Here is a 20,721-nt window from a genome sequence, read left to right as displayed (position 1 = left end):
TCCATGCGCAAGCTCCTCGGCCTGGCCATCGTCGCCGCGCTCGTCCTCCCGGGCTGCACCACCGTCCGCGACTGGTTCCGGACCGACAAGGCGAAGTCCACCGATCCGACCAAGCTCGTTGAGATCGAAGGCGCCCGAGAGGTCGAGAAGCTTTGGTCGGAATCGCTCGGTGATGGCGAGGGTAGCCTCGGCTTCCGCCAGCGTCCCGGCTTCGACGGCAGCACCCTGTACGTCGTCGCCGATGGCGGCGACCTTCGCGCCATCGACGTCGAAACCGGCGACGAGCGCTGGGAGCGCGATCTCGAGGCGCTTTCGAACAGCCGCGGCTGGCGCCTGTGGCAGAGCGGCGTCCGCGAAGGCGGGCTGCAGTCTTCCGTCGGCGTGGGCGAGGGCCTCGTGGTCGTCGCCGGCCGCAGCGGTGCCGTCTTCGCGGTGTCCGCCGAAAGCGGCGAGCCGCGCTGGGAGGCTCAGGCGTCGGCCGAAGTGCTCGCCATGCCGTTGATCGCCAACGGTCTGGTGGTGGTGCGGTCGCAGGATGGGCGGGTGTTCGGCCTGAATGCGGCGGACGGCAAGCAGCGCTGGGCGTTCGACCGGGCCATTCCGACCCTGAGCTCGCGCGGTGCCAGCACGCCGCTGGCCGCCGCGGGCCTGATCCTCGTCGGCAACGACGACGGCACGGTCGTGGCGCTTCGTCCCGATGACGGCCTCCCGGTCTGGGAAGCGCCCGTCGCCGAGCCGGAAGGCCGCAGCGAGCTGGACCGCCTCGTCGACATCGACGGCGACCTCGCCGTCGGCGCCGATGCGGTGTATGCCAGCAGTGTCCGTGGGATCACCGCGGCGATTGCGATTTCCTCGGGCCAGATCGCCTGGACGCGCGACAACGGCGGCGCCAACAGCATCGATCTCACGGCTGATGGCGTCCTCGTGGCCGACAAGGGCGGCACGCTGTGGTCGCTCGATCGCGCGAGCGGCAGCGCCCTCTGGCGCCAGGAAGCCCTGATCCGCCGCCAGCCCACCGGCCCTGTGCTCGCCGGCACCTACGCCGTCGTCGGTGACCTCGAAGGCTACCTGCACTGGTTCGACCCGCGCACCGGCTCGTTCATCGCACGCGAGCGCGTGGGTGATGCGCGCATCGTCGCCACGCCCATCGTCACGCCGACGGGCACGGTCGTCGCCGTGACCGACGAAGGCCGCCTCGCGGCCTATCGCGTCGTCGAGTAATCGCATGCTGCCCCTTGTCGCGCTGGTCGGTCGGCCGAACGTCGGCAAGAGCACGCTGTTCAACGCACTGACGCGCACGCGCGACGCGCTCGTCCACGACCAGCCCGGCGTCACGCGTGACCGCCACTACGGCGTGTGCCGGCTGGAACCGGCGCGTCCCTTTGCCATCGTCGACACCGGCGGTCTGTCGGGCGAGGAGATCGGCCTCGCCGGTGCCACCGCCAAGCAAGCGCGCGCGGGTGTCGAGGAAGCGGACCTCGTCGTTTTCGTCGTGGATGCCCGCGAGGGGCTGGCCGCGCTCGATCGCGAGATCATCGGCTGGCTGCGCAAGACCGGCAAACCGCTGGTGCTGGCCGTCAACAAAACCGATGGACTCGACGAGTCCGACTGCATGGCGGAGTTCGCGAAGTTCGGCATCGCGGATGCACTCCCACTCGCAGCGTCCCACCAGCGTGGCGTGCCGGATCTGGTCGAGCTCGTGCAGTCCCGGCTGCCGGCGGATCGCGACCTCTCGGTGCTGGAAGACGATCCGCAGCGCATCCGCGTCGCCTTCGTCGGCCGTCCGAACGTCGGCAAGAGCACGCTGGTGAACCGCATGCTCGGCGAAGAGCGGATGATCGCCTCCGACGTGCCGGGCACCACGCGGGATTCCATCGCCGTCGACCTCGAGCGCGACGGCAAGTTGTATCGGCTGATCGACACCGCGGGCCTACGGCGCCGCGGCAAGGTCGAGGAGGCCGTCGAGAAGTTCAGCGCCTTCAAGACGCTGGCGTCGATCGAGCACTGCCAGGTCGCCGTGGTGCTGGTGGACGGCACGGAAGGCATCACCGACCAGGACGCGACCGTGCTCGGGCACGTGCTGGAAGCTGGTCGCGGCCTCGTCGTCGCGGTGAACAAGTGGGACGGCCTGAGCACCTACGAGCGCGAGCAGAACCGCGTGTTGCTCGAACGCAAGCTCATGTTCGCGCCGTGGGCCGAGCGGATCACCATCTCCGCCTTGCACGGCAGCGGCCTGCGCGAGTTGTTCAAGGCCGTGAACCGTGCCCATGCGTCGGTGACGAAGACGTTCGGTACCAGCGAGATCAACCGCGCCCTGGAAGTGGCCTACGAAGGCAATCCGCCGCCGTCGGTGCGCGGCCATGCGCCCAAAATGCGCTATGGCCACTCCGGTGGCAGCACGCCGCCGACCTTCATCGTGCACGGCTCGCGCCTGAAAGGGTTGCCGGAAAGCTACCGGCGCTATCTCGAGAACTTCTTCCGCAAGCGCTTCAAGCTGGTCGGCACGCCGGTGAGGTTCGAGTTCCGTGAGGGCGACAACCCTTACGAGGGCAAGAAGAACGTGCTGTCCGAACGGCAGGTGGCGAAGCGCCGCCGGCTGATGCGCTTCTCCAAGAAGCGCTGACGGCGCGGCCGTTCCATGGCCGCCCGGCCCGTCGATCCTTCCTTGCTGTCCTCGTCGCTGCGGCGATTGGGGGCTGCCCACCGCACGGACGCCGAACGCGTGCCGCTGGCCCGCGCGCGGGGCCGCGTGTTGGCGGAAGGCATTCCCGCTGCTGCGCTTTCCGGAACCCCTTTTCCCGCGGGGCATCGGCTGCGCCCCGCCGACCTTGGAATTTTGGCCGCGCGCGGCCTCGCCGAGGTGCCGTGCGCACGGCGGCCAACCGTCGCGGTCTTCAGCAGCGGTGACGCCCTGCGTCCGCCAGGGCAGGCGCTCGGCGCGGGCGAGCGCCACGATGCCGCCCGTCCTGTCCTGCTGGCCTTGCTGCAGACGATGGGCCTCGATCCCGTCGCCTGGCCCATCCTGCCGGGCGACCCGCAGCGCGCTGCATCGTCCATCCACGACGCGGCCCAGGCCTTTGACCTTGTCATCGCGTGCTCGGAGGCGGGTGGGGAAGGTGCCTCCCGGCTCTCGGCCCTGATCGACGGTGCCATCGCCGCGCCATTCGGCGAGCGCGCCCCGCGCTCGGTGCTTCTGGTGTTGCCCGACGATCCGGAGCGCCTTGAAGCGATGTGGCCGGTGACCGGCGAGGCGCTGATCGACGCCATGCAGGGCGTGGCCAGCGCGTTTCCGCCGGAGTGCGAGGTGGCCGAGGTGGCGGCCCTGGTGGGTGCGGGTGCGCACTTCTACGACGTGCGCGAGGCCGAGGAACATGCCCTCGGCTTGCCCGACGGCGCGCGGCCGCTGCCGCTTTCGACTCTGGAAGGCAGTGGCGCCGCGCTTCCTGTGGACGGTGCTCCGCTGGTGCTGATCTGTGCGCGCGGCCAACGGTCGCAGCGCGCGGCGGCGCTGCTGCGTGGGCGGGGAGTCGTCGACGTGGCCAGCGTCCGCGGTGGTTTCGACGCTTGGCGGTCCGCCGGATTCCCCCTCGCGTCTGGAGGTGCTTCCGCGGCCACCCCGGCCTTCGACGCCGATGCGCTCGCGCGCTACGACCGCCACCTCCGCTTGGCCCAGGTCGGTGCCGCAGGCCAGCAGCGCCTGATGGCCTCGCGCGTGGTGGTGGTCGGCGCCGGCGGGCTCGGTTCGCCTGCGGCGTTCTACCTCGCGGCCGCGGGCGTGGGCACGCTCGTTCTGGTCGACGACGACCGGGTCGAGCGGAGCAACCTGCAGCGCCAGATCCTGCACACCGACGCCGCCGTGGGCTTGCCGAAAGTGGTCTCGGCCCGCGAGAGGCTGCTGGCATTGAATCCCCGCCTGCGCGTGGACGGCGTGCAGGCACGGTTGGCGCCGGAGAACGTCGAGGCCCTGCTGCGTGGCGCCGATGTCGTTATCGACGGCAGCGACAACTTCGCCACGCGCTACCTCGTCGACGCCGCCTGCCGCGAGTTGGCGCTGCCGTTGGTGTACGGCGCGGTGGAACGCTTCACGGGCCAGGTGTCGGTGTTCGACGCCGGCCGCCAGCGGGGCAGGGCGCCCTGCTATCGCTGCCTGTTCCCGGAGCCGCCGGGCGCCGACGCCGCGCCGAACTGCGCCGAGGCCGGGGTGCTGGGCGTGCTGCCGGGGCTGATCGGGATGCTGCAGGCCACCGAGGCGCTGAAACTGCTGCTGGGCATCGGTGATCCGCTGGTGGGACGCCTGCTCACCGTCGATGCGCTTGGCATGCGCTTCCGCGAATTGGCGCTCCCGGCCGATCCCGACTGCCCGGGCTGTGGTGCCCACGCTGTGTTCGACGGCTACGCCGCAATCGAGACCTTTTGCGCTTCGCGCTAACGGCTTGAAGGTGGCATGCGATAATGCGCCGCTTTCCAGCACGGACCCGAATCCCCGATGAGTGCGCGCCTGCTCGACGGCAAAGGCATCGCCGACCGCTTGCTCGATGATCTCGCCGCCCGCGTGCAGGCCCGGCTTGCCGCCGGCCAGTCGCGGCCGGGCCTTGCGGTGGTCCTGGTGGGCGACGATCCGGCGTCGGCGGTGTACGTGCGCAACAAGCGCCGCGCCTGCCTGAAGGTGGGCATCGAGGCGCATGACTTCGACCTGCCGGCCGACACCAGCGACACCGAGCTCGTTGCCCTGATCGACCGTCTCAACGCCGATCCCACCATCCACGGCATCCTGCTTCAGCTGCCGCTGCCCGGCGGCCGCGACGGCCGCGAGATCATCCAGCGTATCGACCCGCGCAAGGACGTCGACGGCTTCCATCCGGAGAACGTCGGCCGCCTCGCGCTGCGGCAGTTCGGCCTTCGCCCGTGCACGCCGCGCGGCATCACCACGCTGCTGGGCTATACCGACCGGCCGGTGCGCGGAGCGAATGCCGTCGTCGTCGGCGTGAGCAACCACGTGGGCCGCCCGATGGTGCTCGAGCTGATGATCGCGGGCTGCACCGTCACCGCCTGCCACAAGTTCACGCCGCGCGAGGTGCTGCAGCGGCAGATCGAACAGGCCGACATCCTCGTCGTTGCCGTCGGTCGTCCGGGCATCGTGCCCGGCGAGTGGGTGAAGCACGGCGCGGTCGTCATCGATGTCGGCATCAACCGGATGGACGACGGGCGCCTCGTCGGCGACGTCGGGTTCGACGTGGCGCGCGAGCGCGCGAGCTGGATCACCCCGGTGCCTGGCGGCGTGGGGCCGATGACGGTCGCCACCCTGATGCAGAACACCATCGAAGCCGCCGATGCCGCCGACCGCCCTGGTCACGAGCTCTACACCTACGCCCGATAGGCTGGCCGCATGACCGTTTCGACCCATGCTGACGCCGTTCCGAGCCACTCCGCGCTGCGCGCGGCGGGCCTTGGCCTGTTGGTGCTGTTCGCCGCCGGCTGCAGCTCGATCGTGGGCAAGGCGACGCAGCGCCTCGCCGACAATCTCGGCAGTGCGGTGCTGAACGCCGATGACCCGTCCACCGTCCGCGACGGTCTCCCGGCCTACCTGCTGCTGCTCGACGGCCTGTTGGAAGGCGACCCCGAAAACGTCGGCACCCTGCTTGCAGCGGCGAATCTCAATGGCGCTTACGCGGGCAACTTCACGGGTTCCGATGCCGCGCGCGCCCAGCGCCTGGCCGCCAAGGCGCTCGCCTACGCCAAGCGCGCCACCTGCCTCGAGGAAGACGCACTCTGCGCGACGCTCGAAGGCAACCCGGACGACTTCGCCGCCGCGCTCAAGGGCGTGGGCGACGAGCGCATCGGCCTGATGTATGGGCTCGCCGCGGCCTGGGCCGGCTACATCCAGGCGAATCGCGACGACTGGGGCGCGGTGGCCGACCTGCCCAAGGTGGAGGCCCTGCTCCAGCGGGTGGTCGCCATCGATGCGAACCACGACGGCGGGCTGCCGCTGGTCTACCTCGGCGTCCTGAACTCGCTTCGGCCCGAGGCCGTCGGCGGCAAGCCCGAGCTGGGCAAGGCTTACTTCCAGCAGGCGATCGACGCCTCGGAAGGGCGCAATCTGTACGCCAAGACGCTGATGGCGGAGTTCCACGCGCGCCTGGTCTTCGACCAGGCCCTGCACGATCGCCTGTTGAACGAGGTGCTGGCCGCCGACCCGAAGGCGCCGCGCTACACGCTGATGAACACGCTGGCCCAGGTGCGCGCGAAGGCGCTGCTGGAGTCCGGCAAGGACTATTTCTGAAGGACGCCCCCCGATGATCCGTCGTTTCCTGCTCCCGATCCTGCTGCTGGCGCTCGCCCCGGCGCTGTTCGCCCAGACCCAGACCCTGCGCCTCGCCACGCTGGCCCCCGACGGTTCGCCGTGGATGCGGGAATTGCGTGCTGCTGCCGAGCAGGTAAAGACCGAAACCGGCGGCCGCGTGGAGATCCGCTATTTCCCCGGCGGCGTGATGGGCAATGACCAGGCCGTGCTGCGCCGCATCCGCCAGGGCGGCCAGCTGCAGGGTGGGGTGCTCACCTCGAGCGAGCTGTCGCTGGTCTACCCGGACGCGCCCGTCTACACGCTGCCCTTCATGTTCGCGAACTGGGCGGAAATCGACCGCGTGCGGCCGAAGGTCGATCCTCTGCTGGCCTCCGGCTTCGCCGAGCGCGGTTTCCACATGCTCGGTGCATCGGGCGTGGGCTTCGCTTACCTGATGAGCGCCAAGCCGATGGCCGGCGTCGAGGATGTCCGCCGCGCCAAGCTGTGGGTGCCGCAGAACGACGCCATCGCCGAGATGACCTTCCGCGAGGGCGGCGCCAGCCCGATTCCGCTGCCGATCGGTGACGTCTTCACCAGCCTGCAGACCGGCATGGTCGACATGGTGGCGAACACGCCGGCCGGGACGGTGGCCTTGCAGTGGCATGGCCGCCTGAAGTCGCTCTACGACCTGCCGCTGGTCTACGTGGTGGGCTTCATCGTCGTCGACCAGCGCGCGTGGGCGCGCATCGCCCCCGCCGACCAGGCCATCGTCGACCGCATCTTCAAGGCGGCGTCCGCACGGGTCGACCAGACGATCCGCCGCGACGACGTCGCGGCGCTCGAGGCGATGAAGAAGCAGGGTCTCACCGTCGTGACGCCGACGCCGACCGACGCCGAATACTTCCGCGAAGTCGGCCGTCGGGTGCTCGCCCGTCTCGAGGCGGAGCAGGGCATCAGCCCAGCCATCCTGAAGGCCATTCGCGACGCCAAGGCGGCAGGGGCGGCCCCGGCGGGCGGCCAGCCTTGAGCCAAGGCGCGCTCCAGCCCGTCCTCCGCGCGCTGCATCGTGCCGAGGACGCCTTGCTTGCCGCGGCCCTCGGGAGCCTGCTGGTTCTGGCTGTAGTGCAGATCGTGCTGCGCGTGGGCTTCGACGAAGGGCTGGCCTGGGCTGAGGCGATCAGTCGTGCTGGCGTGCTCTGGCTGGCGATGCTCGGTGCCTTGGGGGCGGCGCGCCAGCAGCGCCACATTGCCGTGGATGCGATTCCGCGCTTGCTGCCTGATGCGGCGTGGCGGGCCGTGCACGTGCTGACGCAGTTCGCCGCTGCGGCGCTCTGTGGCTGGGCGGCTTGGGTGGGCTGGGGCCTGATGGTGTCCGAGCGCGAGTTCCCGCTGCCCTTCGTGGCCGGTATCGAAAGCTGGGTGCCGATGCTGGTGCTGCCCTTCGGTTTCGGCCTGCTGGCCGTGCGCTTCGTGCTGTCGGCCTTCGCGCCCCGGCCCATCGACGAGCCTGCGCCGTGAGCCTCGAGCTGCAGATCGGCCTGCTTCTGCTGCTCGCGGCCTTGGGGATGCCGCTGTTCGCGGTGATCCTCGGCATCGCCCTCGTCGGCCTGCAGGCGGCGGGCTATGAACAGGCGGCGCTGACGGAGTTCTACGGTCTCGGCGACATGCCGGGCCTGATTGCGATTCCGCTGTTCACGCTGGCGGGCTACCTGCTCAGCGAAAGCGGTGCGCCGAAGCGGCTCGTGCGGCTCTCCGACGCGCTGCTTGGCAGCCTTCCGGGCGGCCTGGCGATTGTCGCGATCGTTGCCTGTGCGTTCTTCACTGCGTTTACCGGCGCCTCGGGCGTCACCGTGGTGGCGATGGGCGCACTGCTGTATCCGGCCTTGAAGGCCGCCGGCTACCCGGACCGCTACAGCCTCGGCCTCGTCACCGCGGCAGGCAGCCTCGGCCTGCTGTTCGCCCCGTCGCTGCCGCTGATCCTGTACGGCTTCATCGCGGCGCCGATCGCCACGAATCCCACGGTCAGCGTGCAGGACCTGTTTCTCGCCGGCCTCCTGCCGGGGGCACTGATGCTGGTCGTGCTGTCCGCCCATGCGATGTGGGTGGGACGGGCGGTGCCTTCGACCGGCAAGGCTTTCGATGCCCGTGAACTGTGGGCGGCCGTGAAGGATGCGCGTTGGGAGCTGCCTTTGCCGGTGGTGGTGCTGGCCGCGATCTACCAAGGCGTGCTTGCGGTCAGCGAAGTGGCGGCGCTCACCGCCGCCTATGTGCTGGTGGTGACGGTGCTGGTGCGTCGTGAACTGGCCTTCCGCCAGTTGCCGGGCGTGATGGCCGAGGCGATGCGCATGGTAGGCGCCATCCTGCTGATCCTGGGTGCCGCGCGCGCCCTGTCCAACTGGTTCATCGACCAGGACGTGCCGGGCCGGCTCTATGCCCTCGTCAGCAACCACATCGACAGCCCGCTGGAATTCCTGCTGGTGCTGAACGTGTTCCTGCTGGTGGTGGGCATGCTGGTCGACATCTTCTCGGCCATCGTCATCCTCACCCCGCTGCTGATGCCGCTGGCGGCACAGTTCGGGGTCCACCCGGCGCATTTGGGCATCGTCATGCTGGCCAACCTGCAATTGGGCTATTTCACGCCGCCGGTCGGTATGAACCTGTTCATCGCGTCCTACCGGTTCAAGGTCCCCGTGACCACACTGGTCCGCGCCACAGCGCCATTCCTGCTCCTCTTGGGCGCCTCGGTGCTGGTCATCACGTGGTGGCCGGCCCTGTCGCTGGGCCTGCTGGGCGGGGGCTGAACCGGTTAGAATGTCGCGCTTCCCAGTTCCGGAGCAGTCCATGCTGCGCATCCAGGCGGAAGCCCTCACGTTCGACGACGTCTCCCTGATCCCGGCCCATTCGGCCGTGTTGCCCAAGGACGTCTCCCTCGCCACCCGCCTGACGCGTGGCCTCTCGTTGAACCTCCCGATCGTCGCCGCCGCCATGGACACCGTGTCCGAGGCGCGGCTCGCCATCGCGATGGCGCAGCTCGGCGGCATCGCCATCATCCACAAGAATATGAGCGCGGAACGGCAGGCCGCCGAGGTCGCCGAGGTCAAGAAGTTCGAGGCCGGCGTCATCCGCGAGCCGTTCACCGTCACCCCGGGCACGACCGTGGGCGAGGTGCTGAAGCTCACCGCCGCCCGCCGCATCTCCGGCGTGCCGGTGGTGGATAACGGCCAGCTCGTCGGCATCGTCACCGGCCGCGACATGCGCTTCGAGACCCGCCTCGACGCGCCGGTGAGCAGCATCATGACCGGCAAGGATCGCCTCGTGACCGTGCGCGAAGGCGCTACGGATGAAGAGGTGCTCGCCAAGCTGCACCAGTACCGCATCGAGAAGGTGCTCGTCGTCGATGACGCCTTCGCGCTGCGCGGCCTGATCACCGTCAAGGACATCCAGAAGGCCCGCGACAACCCGAACGCCGCGAAGGACTCGAGCGAGCGCCTCGTCGTCGGCGCGGCCGTCGGCGTGGGTGGTGACACCGAAGCGCGCGTCGAGGCCCTCGTCGCCGCCGGCGTCGACGTCATCGTGGTGGACACCGCGCACGGCCATTCGCAGGGCGTTCTCGACCGCGTGGCCTGGGTGAAGAAGACCTTCCCGCACCTGCAGGTCATCGGCGGCAACATCGTCACCGGCGATGCCGCGCTGGCGCTTGAGGCGCATGGCGCCGACGCCGTGAAGGTGGGCGTGGGCCCGGGCTCGATCTGCACGACGCGCATCGTCGCGGGCGTGGGCGTGCCGCAGATCACCGCCGTGGGCATGGTGGCCGACGCGCTGAAGGGCCGCATCCCGCTGATCGCCGATGGCGGCATCCGCTACTCGGGCGACATCGCCAAGGCGATCGTCGCCGGTGCCTCGAGCATCATGATCGGCGGCCTGTTCGCCGGCACCGAGGAATCGCCGGGCGAAATCGAACTCTTCCAGGGCCGCAGCTACAAGAGCTACCGCGGCATGGGCAGCCTCGGCGCCATGCAGCAGGGCAGCAAGGACCGCTACTTCCAGGACGCCTCCGACGCCGACAAGCTCGTGCCCGAAGGCATCGAAGGCCGCGTGCCCTACCGCGGCCCGCTCGCCAACGTGGTGCACCAGCTCGCCGGTGGCCTGCGCGCCTCGATGGGCTACGTCGGCTGCGCCAGCATCGAAGAGATGCGCACCAAGCCGAGTTTCGTCCGCGTGACCAACGCTGGCACCCGCGAGGCCCACGTGCACGACGTGCAGATCACCAAGGAACCGCCGAACTACCGGCAGTAAGCGATGACCGACATCCACAGCGACAAGATCCTGATCCTCGACTTCGGCGCGCAGTACACGCAGCTGATCGCCCGCCGCGTCCGCGAGCTGGGCGTTTACTGCGAGATCTGGGCCTGGGACCACGACCCGGCCGACATCGCCAAGTTCGCGCCGAAGGGCATCATCCTTTCGGGCGGCCCGGAGTCGACGACGGAAGCCGGTTCGCCGCGCGCGCCGCAGCCGGTCTTCGACCTGAAGGTGCCGGTGCTCGGCATCTGCTACGGCATGCAGACGATGGCCATGCAGCTCGGTGGCCTGGTGGAAGGCGGCCACGACCGCGAGTTCGGTTACGCCGAAGTGGAAGTCGCCTCGGCCTGCCGCCTGCTGGATGACCAGAAGGACCACCCGGGCTCGCCGCCGCGCATCGATGTGTGGATGAGCCACGGCGACCGCGTCACCCGCCTGCCGGAAGGCTTCAAGATCACCGCGCGCACGCACAGCGTGCCGATCGTCGCGATGGCCGACGAGTCCCGCCGCTACTACGGCGTGCAGTGGCACCCGGAAGTGACGCACACCAAGCAGGGCACCGAGCAGCTGCGCCGCTTCGTGGCGGAGATCTGCGGCTGCGCCACGCTGTGGACGGCGGCCAACATCATCGAGGACCAGATCGCCCGCGTGCGTGCCCAGGTCGGCGATGACGAGGTGCTGCTGGGCCTGTCCGGTGGCGTCGATTCGTCCGTGGTGGCCGCGCTGCTGCACAAAGCCATCGGCGAGAAGCTGACCTGCGTGTTCGTCGACACCGGCCTGCTGCGCTGGAACGAAGGCGACCAGGTGATGGCGATGTTCGCCCAGCACATGGGCGTCAAGGTCATCCGCGTCAACGCGGCGGATCGCTTTTACGGCGAGCTGGCCGGCGTGCAGGACCCGGAGGCCAAGCGCAAGATCATTGGCCGTCTCTTCATCGAGATCTTCGAGGAGGAATCGAAGAAGCTCACCAACGTGAAGTGGCTGGCGCAGGGCACGATCTACCCGGATGTGATCGAGTCGGCCGGCAGCAAGACCGGCAAGGCCCACGTCATCAAGAGCCACCACAACGTGGGCGGCCTGCCGGAGCGCATGCAGCTCAAGCTGGTCGAGCCGCTGCGCGAGCTGTTCAAGGACGAGGTGCGCCGCATCGGCGTCGAGCTCGGTCTGCCGCGCGAGATGGTGTTCCGCCATCCGTTCCCGGGCCCGGGCCTGGGCGTGCGCATCCTCGGCGAAGTGAAGCGCGAGTACGCCGAGATCCTCGCCCGCGCCGATGCCATCTTCATCGAAGAGCTGCGCAAGGCGGGCTGGTACGACAAGACCTCGCAGGCTTTCGCGGTCTTCCTGCCTGTGAAGTCGGTCGGCGTGGTCGGCGATGCCCGCGCCTACGAGTGGGTGATCGCGCTGCGCGCCGTCGAGACCATCGACTTCATGACCGCGCACTGGGCGCACCTGCCGTACGAGTTGCTCGACGTGGTGGCGCGGCGCATCGTCAACGAACTGCGCGGCGTCAGCCGCGTGGTCTACGACATTTCCGGCAAGCCGCCCGCCACCATTGAGTGGGAGTAGGCTTCGGGATCGATCGCGAGCGATCAACGTGCATTGAGACGCAGGCTTGGCGGATTGCCGCGTGCCAGCGATGCACGCCTACGAAGCGATGCACGCCTACGACAAGCTCGTGCGCATTGCGCACGAGCCAGAGCCCAGGAAATGCGTGAGGCTGCGGGGCATCCTTACCGATGGATGCCAAAGCCCATGCGCCGCAGAAGCCCATCTCGGCGAACGAATTGATGCCACAGCGCAGCCGCGATGTGCAGCACGATCAGCGCCACCAGCAACTTGGCGGCAATCGCGTGCAGCACGCGCATCCACGAACCATCGAAGCTGGCGGGCAGGGGTTTCTCGGACCCGCCGAAGACGATGGCCGGAAGGTCGGTGTTCACGCCCAGCGCCACGCCGCTTGCGACCATTGCGAACACCAGCCCGTACAGCGCGCGGTGCGTCCAGGGACCGATGGCGTCAGCCCAGTCCATGCCGGTCGTCGCCGGCACCGGGCGTCGGGTACGCGCCCGGATGATCAGCCGCACGACCATCAGACATCCGATCACGGCCCCGTTGATCATGTGGCCCCTCAGGCTATCGAGCTTGGACGGGTCTGAATTCGGCAGCCTCTCCAAGGAGAAGGTCCCCATGAAGAGCCCCAGCAGGATCAGCAGACCGAGGATCCAGTGCAGAACCACGAGCGCGGGGTGGTAGCGGTCAACCGTCATGCCGGGCTCCCATCGGTGCCTGGGGTGGGAGCCGCAGCAGGTACAAGCGGCACCTTCCGGCCGTGAGTCGACGGGTCGCCCAGCACGGCCACGATCGTGCGCGCGAGCGACTCGCGCGAGAGCTTGGCGAGCAGGGAGTCGCCCGGGCGCATCTCTCGCGCAGGCAAGGCGCCAGATGCATCGTCCAGCAGCATCGGTCGGAGTGAAGTCCAATCGAGCGCGGAGCTGGACAACAGACTCTCGCTGCGAGTGTGGTCCGCCATCGAGTGGCGCACCTGGCTCAAGCGCAGGAAGGCTCGGCCCCACCACGGGATCTGAGCCCAACTGTCACCCGCGCCGAAGGCGCTGACATAGACGATACGGCGCACGCCCGCGCGCTGCATGGCCTGCACGATGGCTCCGATCGAGCGCGACGTGAGATCCGGCGGCGACACCAGGGGCGCGAAGGGTGAGCGCGTACGGCGCGAGATCCCAAGGCACACGGCCACGGCGTCGGCGCCGCTTATCGCTGCAGCGACCGAGTCGGGGTCGGTCGGGTCGCCCACCGTGGACTCCCCCGCACCCGTCAGCGCGAGGCGCTGATGCTTAGACCTCACGACGGCCCGCACTGACCATCCTGCCTCCGAGGCCAGCGTCACGACGTGCCGGCCGGTAGCGCCCGAGGCGCCGAACACCACGAGTCTCATCGTCACTCCTCACGCATCCGGCAGCACGACATCGAACGTGCCCGCTGGCATGCCGTCGCTGCCCGGCGTCAGGCGGACGAGCATCCGGTCCCGCAGTTCCGGGTCAGTGATACGGCTGACGAACGAGTCGCGCTCGTTGCCTGGCTCGTCCGCGAACCAGACTTCAGTGGCCAGTGGCGCCCGGCCGGCCACCGAGACCCTCAGGTGGATGTGGGCGGCGCGCTGGATGAGCCCGCCATAGCGACCGTAGCCGCGCGGCCGGATGGTCGTGAACGTGTAGCGGCCCGACTCGCCGACAAGGTGCACGCCGTAGCCGGCAAAACCGGGGTCGCGATCGGCGCCGGTCTCCACCGCGTAGTGGCCCCGAGCATCCACCTGCCAGATCTCGACCCGGGCCCCCGCGAGCGGCTGCCCTGCGGTGTTCTGCACGCGGCCGTGAAGTTGCAGGCGCTTGCCCTCTGCGCGACGCCCCCCGGTGCCGGATGTCAGATCATTGCCCTGGGGCAGCGGGCTGAGCGCTCGGGCTCTGAAGAACGGCAACCCCATGGGATCAGGCGGGTAGAACGGGCCGACGGTGACAGCCGGTGTGGGTTTCAATCGGTCTGAGCCCCGAGCCTGCGCTACTAGCGGCAGCGCAGCAGCTGCGCGCGCCATCCAGCCCAGCATACGGCGCCGGCCTGCGTGAGAGACTTGATTCATCCAACGTGCTCCTCAAACCCCGATGGTCACCACGATAGGTCGGTTGGTGCCGCACCGCGCGGCTGCGAATGCGCTCGACGATGCCGATCGTTCACCGCGTGCGGTGCTGATCGCGCAGGTGCTGGATGCGCTGCGATTTCACGGCTGGTTCTTCTGCGTCAGCGAACTGAGCGCGCCTTGGGCGCTGCAGTTGCCGGGCGGGCGCCTGGCGGCCATCCACGCGGTGCTCGAGGGCGATTGCGTGGTGTCGCTGGTGGGCGAGCCTGCCAGCGTGCGACTGTCAGCGGGCGACGTCGTCGTGCTGCCCCGCGACGAGATCCACGCTCTCAGCGACCGCTCGGGCCGCAAAGCCACGCCAGTCGCCGCGATCGCCGGCGTGGACCGGCGGGACCGCAATGCCACCACTTTGGTCTATGGCGGCGGCGGAACTCGCACGCAACTGTTGACCGCCAGCTTTGTTGCGGACATGCGCATGGCCCAAGCCGTCGTGGCTGGCCTTCCCGCCATGATGGTCCTGCGCTCTGGCACGACCGCCTGTAGGCGCCTCGCGCCCTTACTCGCACTGGTTCGGGCGGAGGCGGAGAACACCGCAGGCGTCTCGTCGGCCGTGCTGCGCCGGGTCGCCGAGGTGCTCTTCATCCAGGCGCTCCGTGAAGCCCTTTTCGATGCAACACCCGCCGCGGGATGGCTGGCCGCGGCGTCGGATCCACGGCTGGCCCCGGCGCTCACGGCCCTGCACGCCCAGCCAGAGCACCGCTGGACGCTGCCCGAACTGGCCGGCTTGGCCCACCTGTCACGCACAGCCTTCTTCCAGCGCTTCCGGGCCTGCATGGGCCAGACGCCTGCCGAGTACCTGCAGTGGTGGCGCCTGCAACTGGCGGCGCAGCGACTTCGAGAAAGCCAAGACAGCATCGCCAGTATCGCGATGGGCGTCGGTTACGGCGACCCTTCAGCCTTCGCCAGGGTATTCAAGCGCTTGCTCGGGCGCTCACCCGGGGAGTTCCGTGCATCGTTCGCGCGTCATGATCCCTGAACCGGCGCGTTGGTCAACGCGCGGGAGACGAGGGCCAGCCGGTAAGGGTGTCGGTGGCTGCTGGGCAGCCCAAGCGGCTGCGGCCGGCTGCGAGGCTTTGCGGAGACGCAGATGCTGATCGCCTCGATGTTCCGATACGCAGGTTAGGACGTGCATTCGCCGAGTCAAAGGAAAATCCCTTTTCTCTGGATGCCAACCACCAGCGAATGCAGCACGCAGGCACCCACATGCTCATGTCGGCGCATCGGTGCATTCGAGCCCCTGCAAGACCCCATCGTCCTTGATAGATCCCGAAAGGTGCATCCCGTGCCGATCGCCCGGAAACTCGCGCCGGGGCTGGACTTCTGTAGAGCGCCGGTAGTCCTGAGACGGCAAACCGCGCTTCCGCGGGCGAGGCCGCGTGTCCCCAAGGGATTGCAGGAATCGTGGCTGTTCGAGTGGGAGTAGGACGCCCCGGAGTGCATGGGCATGCCAACAGGCGTCAAGCGCTGCCCCCTGTCACGGAACGCGGGGTGGTTCAGGTGGCGATGGAGGATGGGTTTGGGCGGCCGGTTCGACGCGTTCCGACCTCATCCACAAGGGAGCCACCAGACATGCCTTCGTTCGCTTCGCGCCGTGCCATCGCCTTCGCCACCACCTTGGGCCTTGTTTGCTTCGCCACATCACCCTCGCAGGCGCAGTCCATCTGCTTGACGACGACCCGGGTCGACGACACGCCCACTGAGGCGTGCGACCCGCGGCAGCCGTGGGGCAGCTCCGTCACCTTGGAGCGGGTATCCTGAAGGCACTTGCCGCCGTCCGCCACGCCACGATGCCCGCCGATCCAGCGCAGTCCGCCGTCGACCTCGGATGGATGGCGCAGGCATTGCGCCTCGCCGAACGGGCCCGCGTGGAGGACGACGAGGTGCCTGTCGGTGCCGTGCTGGTGGCTGCCGATGGCACGCTGCTGGCCGAAGGCTGGAACCGGAACATCACCGAGCATGACCCGAGCGCCCACGCCGAGATCGTGGCGATGCGAAAGGCGGGGCAGGCACTGGGCAACCATCGCCTTCTCGGTGCCACCCTCTACGTCACACTTGAACCTTGCGCCATGTGCGCGATGGCGATGGTGCATGCGCGCATCGCCCGTGTCGTGTACGCGGCGAGCGACCCCAAGACCGGCGCGGCGGGCAGCGTCTTCGACCTCATCGCCGACCCTCGCCACAACCACCGCGTGGCGGTCGAGGGCGGCGTGCTGGCCGAGGAGGCGTCGAGCATGCTGACGAACTACTTCCGCGCCAAACGCGCGAAGGCGTGAATCAAGCGCCGCGCCGGCGCTTCGCCAGTGCGATGTCGAGTTCGGTGTCGAGGCTGCGCACCGCCATGCTCACCTCGCGGCCCATCGCGACGGCTGCGCCGAGGAGGCAACCCATGCCGAGGATGGCCAGCACGGTGGCGATGATCCCGATGCGGGCCTCCACCAGCGCGCCGCCGGCCAGGGCGAGGCTGGTGCCGATGAAGCATCCGAGCGCCACGTAAAGCATCCAGCAGGCGCGCAGCACCAGCGCCGCGCGGCGGCGATGCTCGGCGATCTGTGTCTCGTGCTCGGACAGGGGCGGGGCTTCGCCGTCGGGATCGCCCTCGCCGAGCACAAGCAGCCGGAGGCGGTCCACGACGCGGGCCAGCCGGGCGTTGGCCGAAATCAGCAGCGAGCCGGTAGCGGCCATCAACAGGGCGGGGGCGAGCATCGCACCAATGACGGTGGGGTGGGCGAGGGTATCGGTCAGCGGCATCGGAGTCTCCGGAACGCCGGGATGATCGCGCAGCGCCCGGCAGACTGACAAACGGCGTCAATTCAGGGGGCGCGCGGCACCGTACGCGGCCAGAGCCCTGAACGGAATCGTTACACTCCGGCGATGACGAAGCCCGCCGCCGATGACGCCCGCCTGATCTGGATCGACCTCGAGATGACCGGGTTGGACCCGATGTCCGATTCCATCATCGAGATCGCCACGATCGTCACCGACCGTGATCTCAACGTGCTGGCCGAGGGGCCCTCGCTGGCCGTCCGCCATGACCTCGCCACGCTGGAGGCGATGGACGAATGGAATCGCGGAACGCATCGGAAGTCCGGGCTGTGGGATCGCGTGCTGGCCAGTCCGCACTCGGTGGCCGAGGCCGAGGCGCTGACCTGCGATTTTCTTTCGCCGTGGATCGCCGCCGGCAAGTCGCCGATGTGTGGCAATTCCATCTGCCAGGACCGGCGCTTCCTCGCCCGGCTGATGCCGCGGCTCGAGAAGTGGTTCCACTACCGAAACCTCGACGTCTCGACGGTGAAGGAGCTCGCGCGCCGCTGGGCGCCCGGCGTCCTCGACGGAATGCAGAAGCAGGGCGCCCACACGGCCCTGGCGGACGCGCGGGAGTCCATCGAGGAACTCAGGCACTATCGTCGCCACATGGGTGCGCTAGGCGGCCAGATCGGCTGACCGGCGCGCCCATCCGCGACGCACCGGGAGGGAGGCATGCGGATTGCTGCACTGGCACCGGCGCTGGCCTGTTGGCTGGCGCTGTTCCTTGGGCTCGCCGCGGGTACGGCGAACGCGATGGATTCGAAACCGCTCGCGGCTTACGCGCGCGACGTCTGGACCACGCGCAACGGCCTGCCGCACAACCAGGTCAATGACATCGCCCAGACCGAGGACGGCTACCTCTGGCTCGCCACGTGGGAGGGCCTCGTCCGCTACAACGGCCAGGATTTCACGTTGTTCGGGCCGCAGAACGTCGAAGCCTTCACCGACCAGGGCATCCGCAGCATCTCCACCCGCGTGCCGGGCAAGTTGGTGGTCTCCACGTCGCGCGGCGGTGTGATGATCCGCGAGGACGGTGAGTGGCGACGCGTCGGCGTCGCCGAAGGCCTGGCGCAGGAGGAAACCATGCGCGCCGAGTTCGATGCGCAGGGTCGCCTTTGGGTGGCACACGAGAGCAAAGGCCTCGTGCGCATCGCGCCGGACGGAACGGCGACGCCGTTCGGCGTCGCCGAGGGCCTGCCATCGGGCCAGATGTTCGCACTGATGATCGATGCCAACGACGTGGTCTGGGCCGGCAGCGCGGAAGGCCTCGTGCGCATCGAGGACGACCGCGTCCAAGCCTTCGGCACCGCGGACGGCATGCCCCAAGGTGCGGTCTATGCCATCGTTGCGGCACCGGATGGCGGCTTGTTCCTTGGTACGCACCACGGCGTGTGGCGTGGCCGCAACGGCGAGTTCCGCGCGCACGAGGCCGGTTTCCCGGATGACGCCGTGCCGAGCCTCGCCATCGATCCACAGGGCAGCCTGATCGCGGGCACGGTGAACCGCGGCGTGTTTCGCGCGAAGCCCATCGGGCTCGAGCGTTTCAGCCGCGCCGGCGGCCTGCCCAACAACCGCGTGCCGGCCCTGTTCGTCGACCGCGAAGGCTCGATCTGGGTCGGTACCAATGCCGGCTTGCTGCGCTTCGCCGACACCCCCTTCGGCAGCTACGACACCTACCAGGGACTGGCCGACAACTACGTGCGATCGGTGCTGCAGTTGCCCGACGGCAGCGTGCTGATCGGCAGCAGCGGCGGCTTGGATCGCTGGAACGACGGTCGCATCGAGCCGGTGTCGCGGGAGGAGGGCGGCATCGGTAACGAAGCCGTGCTCAGCCTCGCGCATGGCCGCGATGGCAGCGTGTGGGTGGGCATGTATTCGTTGGGCCTCTACCAGTTGCGCGACGGCAAGGTGGTCAACCAGCTCGGTGCCGGCGACGGCCTGCTGGGACCGCAGGTGCGCGCGATCTTCGAGGCCCGGAATGGCGACCTCTGGATCGGCACCAGTTCGGGCCTGTTCCGGCGCCGCGCCGATGGCCGCATCGACCGCTTCGACGAACGCGACGGGCTGCCGCGGAACTTCGTCGTCGCCCTGCACGAAGGGCGCGATGGGCGGCTCTGGATCGGCACTTCGAACGGGCTGGCGGTCCGCGACGGCGAGCGTTTCCGCGAGGTACCAATCCGGCAGTGGTTCGACGCCCAGGACGTGTTCGGCATCCATGAGGACGGCGAGGGCAGCCTGTGGCTCGCGACCGATCGCGGCCTTCTTCGCCTGAAGGACGACGTCCTCAGCGGCGTCGGCGTGCGCCACGGCCTGCCTGTCGCGACGCTGTTCCAGGTGGTCGAAGACGGCTACGGCAATTTCTGGTTGACCTCGAACCGCGGCGTGTTGCAGGTGCCGAGGCAGCAGCTGGAAGAAGTGATCGCGGGGCGGCGCGAGCGGCTGGATGCGCTCAGCTTCGCGGAGGCCGATGGCCTCGCCAGTGCGCAGTGCAATGGGGGTGCCGGCCCGGCCGCCATCCGCGCGGACGACGGCAGCCTGTGGATCGCCACCGCGCGTGGCGTCAGCGTGGTGCAGCCGGACCAGTTGGCGCGCTACCAGCGCCCCCCGCCGCCGGTGATCATCGAAAGCATCCGCGTCGATACGCAGCCCCGCCCGGCCGATGGGCGCCTCGTGCTGAGCCCGGCGGAGAGCCGGCTCGAGATCGACTTCGCCAGCCTCAGCTACCGCATGCCCGAGCAGATCCGCTACCGCTACCGCATGGCGGGTCTCGACGAGGGCTGGACCGACAGCGGCGCGGTGCGTTCGGCGCGCTTCAACCACCTTCCGCCCGGCAAATACCGGTTCGAAGTCAGCGCCGAAACCCGCGGTAGCGGCACCAGCAGCGATGTCATCGGCATCGATGTCGAAGTGCAGCCGCGCTTCTGGGAGCAGCCGCTCTTCCTCGTGCTAGGCGGGCTGTTGCTCGCCCTTGGCCTGTACTGGGGCTATGCACTCCGGGTGGACGCCCTGCAACAGCGCGAGCGGGAACTCAGCCGTATGGTCGAGGAACGTACGCAGACGCTGACGCGGCAGAACACCGAGCTGGAGCGTCTCGCGGAGACCGTTCGCGAGCAGAGCAGCGCCTACGAGCTCCAGGCGCGCACGGATGCCTTGACCGGCTTGCCGAACCGCCGGCACATGGAAGAACGTCTCGCGGATTGCTTCGCGGAGGCACAGCGCGACGGCAAGCCCTTGTGCCTGGGCGTGCTCGACCTCGACCACTTCAAGGACATCAACGACAACTTCTCGCATGCGGCCGGCGACCAGCTGCTGCAGGAGGTCGCGCGAGTGATGTCGGACGTGATGGGCGGCGACCACAACCTCGCGCGCTGGGGTGGCGAGGAGTTCGCCCTGCTGTTCGTCGACGCCACGCTTGAACAGGCCGCCGACTCCGCCGAACGCATCCGCCGACGCATCGAAGCCATCGACACCAGTGCTTTCGCCCCCGGTGCGCGCGCCTCGGCGAGCATCGGCCTGGCCAGCCGCACGGGGTTCACGCACCACGAGCGGATGATCTATCGCGCCGACGAGCGGCTGTATGCCGCGAAGCGCGCCGGACGGAACCGCGTCGAGACCTGAGCCGCCG

The 20,721-nt window shown here is 69.1% G+C and carries 18 protein-coding genes; 14 read left to right on the top strand and 4 right to left on the bottom strand.

The annotated features are described in order from the left end of the window. The first annotated feature begins 3 nt into the window (after positions 1-3). The 10 genes from bamB to guaA are packed head-to-tail and all read left to right on the top strand — an operon-like array spanning position 4 to position 12,148. Complete coding sequence (bamB, locus tag O9255_RS07670; RefSeq protein ID WP_297866266.1) at positions 4-1,221, top strand: outer membrane protein assembly factor BamB; 1,218 nt, start codon at positions 4-6, stop codon at positions 1,219-1,221. A gap of 4 nt (positions 1,222-1,225) precedes the next feature. After that, positions 1,226-2,623, top strand: coding sequence for a ribosome biogenesis GTPase Der (gene der / locus O9255_RS07665; protein WP_297866265.1), 1,398 nt, complete (start codon positions 1,226-1,228; stop codon positions 2,621-2,623). A gap of 15 nt (positions 2,624-2,638) precedes the next feature. Further along, positions 2,639-4,429, top strand: a complete 1,791-nt coding sequence (moeB, locus tag O9255_RS15265) for a molybdopterin-synthase adenylyltransferase MoeB (protein WP_345781367.1) — start codon at positions 2,639-2,641, stop codon at positions 4,427-4,429. A gap of 57 nt (positions 4,430-4,486) precedes the next feature. Next, complete coding sequence (folD, locus tag O9255_RS07655; RefSeq protein ID WP_297866264.1) at positions 4,487-5,377, top strand: bifunctional methylenetetrahydrofolate dehydrogenase/methenyltetrahydrofolate cyclohydrolase FolD; 891 nt, start codon at positions 4,487-4,489, stop codon at positions 5,375-5,377. 9 nt (positions 5,378-5,386) lie between these two features. After that, the gene (locus tag O9255_RS07650; protein ID WP_297866263.1) at positions 5,387-6,280 is read left to right on the top strand and encodes a TRAP transporter TatT component family protein; all 894 of its coding nucleotides are present in this window, start codon (positions 5,387-5,389) and stop codon (positions 6,278-6,280) included. Positions 6,281-6,293: 13 nt separating this feature from the next. Next, on the top strand, positions 6,294-7,307 hold the full coding sequence (gene dctP / locus O9255_RS07645) for a TRAP transporter substrate-binding protein DctP (RefSeq protein ID WP_297866262.1): 1,014 nt from the start codon (positions 6,294-6,296) through the stop codon (positions 7,305-7,307). Next, the gene (locus O9255_RS07640) at positions 7,304-7,798 is read left to right on the top strand and encodes a TRAP transporter small permease subunit (protein ID WP_297866261.1); all 495 of its coding nucleotides are present in this window, start codon (positions 7,304-7,306) and stop codon (positions 7,796-7,798) included. The genes dctP and O9255_RS07640 overlap by 4 nt, the downstream gene beginning before the upstream one ends. Beyond that, positions 7,795-9,081 carry a TRAP transporter large permease subunit gene (locus O9255_RS07635; RefSeq protein WP_297866260.1) on the top strand — a complete coding sequence of 429 codons (1,287 nt, stop codon included), beginning with the start codon at positions 7,795-7,797 and terminating at the stop codon, positions 9,079-9,081. The genes O9255_RS07640 and O9255_RS07635 overlap by 4 nt, the downstream gene beginning before the upstream one ends. A gap of 40 nt (positions 9,082-9,121) precedes the next feature. Next, complete coding sequence (guaB, locus tag O9255_RS07630) at positions 9,122-10,576, top strand: IMP dehydrogenase (protein ID WP_297866259.1); 1,455 nt, start codon at positions 9,122-9,124, stop codon at positions 10,574-10,576. Between the two features lie 3 nt (positions 10,577-10,579). After that, positions 10,580-12,148: a glutamine-hydrolyzing GMP synthase gene (gene guaA, locus O9255_RS07625; protein WP_297866258.1), complete on the top strand. Its 1,569-nt coding sequence runs from the start codon at positions 10,580-10,582 to the stop codon at positions 12,146-12,148. A gap of 164 nt (positions 12,149-12,312) precedes the next feature. On the opposite strand, the gene O9255_RS07620 is transcribed toward guaA, so the two are convergent. The 3 genes from O9255_RS07620 to O9255_RS07610 are packed head-to-tail and all read right to left on the bottom strand — an operon-like array spanning position 12,313 to position 14,081. Further along, entirely contained in the window at positions 12,313-12,849 is a 537-nt protein-coding gene (locus O9255_RS07620) for a cytochrome b/b6 domain-containing protein (RefSeq protein WP_297866257.1), read from the bottom strand. Further along, the gene (locus O9255_RS07615; protein ID WP_297866256.1) at positions 12,846-13,535 is read right to left on the bottom strand and encodes an NAD(P)-binding oxidoreductase; all 690 of its coding nucleotides are present in this window, start codon (positions 13,533-13,535) and stop codon (positions 12,846-12,848) included. The genes O9255_RS07620 and O9255_RS07615 overlap by 4 nt, the downstream gene beginning before the upstream one ends. A 9-nt stretch (positions 13,536-13,544) precedes the next feature. Next, positions 13,545-14,081: a hypothetical protein gene (locus tag O9255_RS07610; protein WP_297866255.1), complete on the bottom strand. Its 537-nt coding sequence runs from the start codon at positions 14,079-14,081 to the stop codon at positions 13,545-13,547. 175 nt (positions 14,082-14,256) lie between these two features. Between O9255_RS07610 and O9255_RS07605 the strand changes: the two genes are divergently transcribed. Together O9255_RS07605 and tadA are read left to right on the top strand one after the other, a co-directional pair. Further along, the gene (locus O9255_RS07605; protein WP_297866254.1) at positions 14,257-15,267 is read left to right on the top strand and encodes an AraC family transcriptional regulator; all 1,011 of its coding nucleotides are present in this window, start codon (positions 14,257-14,259) and stop codon (positions 15,265-15,267) included. 811 nt (positions 15,268-16,078) lie between these two features. Continuing rightward, complete coding sequence (tadA, locus tag O9255_RS07600) at positions 16,079-16,564, top strand: tRNA adenosine(34) deaminase TadA (protein ID WP_297866253.1); 486 nt, start codon at positions 16,079-16,081, stop codon at positions 16,562-16,564. A gap of 1 nt (position 16,565) precedes the next feature. Here tadA and O9255_RS07595 read toward each other — a convergent pair whose 3' ends face one another. Beyond that, positions 16,566-17,039 carry a DUF2721 domain-containing protein gene (locus tag O9255_RS07595; RefSeq protein ID WP_297866252.1) on the bottom strand — a complete coding sequence of 158 codons (474 nt, stop codon included), beginning with the start codon at positions 17,037-17,039 and terminating at the stop codon, positions 16,566-16,568. 123 nt (positions 17,040-17,162) lie between these two features. Here O9255_RS07595 and orn point away from each other — a divergent pair, with 123 nt between their 5' ends. Then, a complete protein-coding gene (gene orn / locus O9255_RS07590; protein ID WP_297866251.1) occupies positions 17,163-17,732 on the top strand; it encodes an oligoribonuclease in 570 nt (189 codons plus the stop codon). Positions 17,733-17,768: 36 nt separating this feature from the next. Continuing rightward, the gene (locus O9255_RS07585; RefSeq protein ID WP_297866250.1) at positions 17,769-20,714 is read left to right on the top strand and encodes a ligand-binding sensor domain-containing diguanylate cyclase; all 2,946 of its coding nucleotides are present in this window, start codon (positions 17,769-17,771) and stop codon (positions 20,712-20,714) included. The last annotated feature ends 7 nt before the right edge of the window (positions 20,715-20,721 follow it).

The organism is Silanimonas sp., assembly GCF_027530345.1.
Taxonomy (GTDB): Bacteria; Pseudomonadota; Gammaproteobacteria; order Xanthomonadales; family Xanthomonadaceae; genus Silanimonas.
The sequence above is the reverse complement of the archived record's forward strand: the minus strand, read 5'-3'. Positions and strand labels throughout refer to the sequence as shown.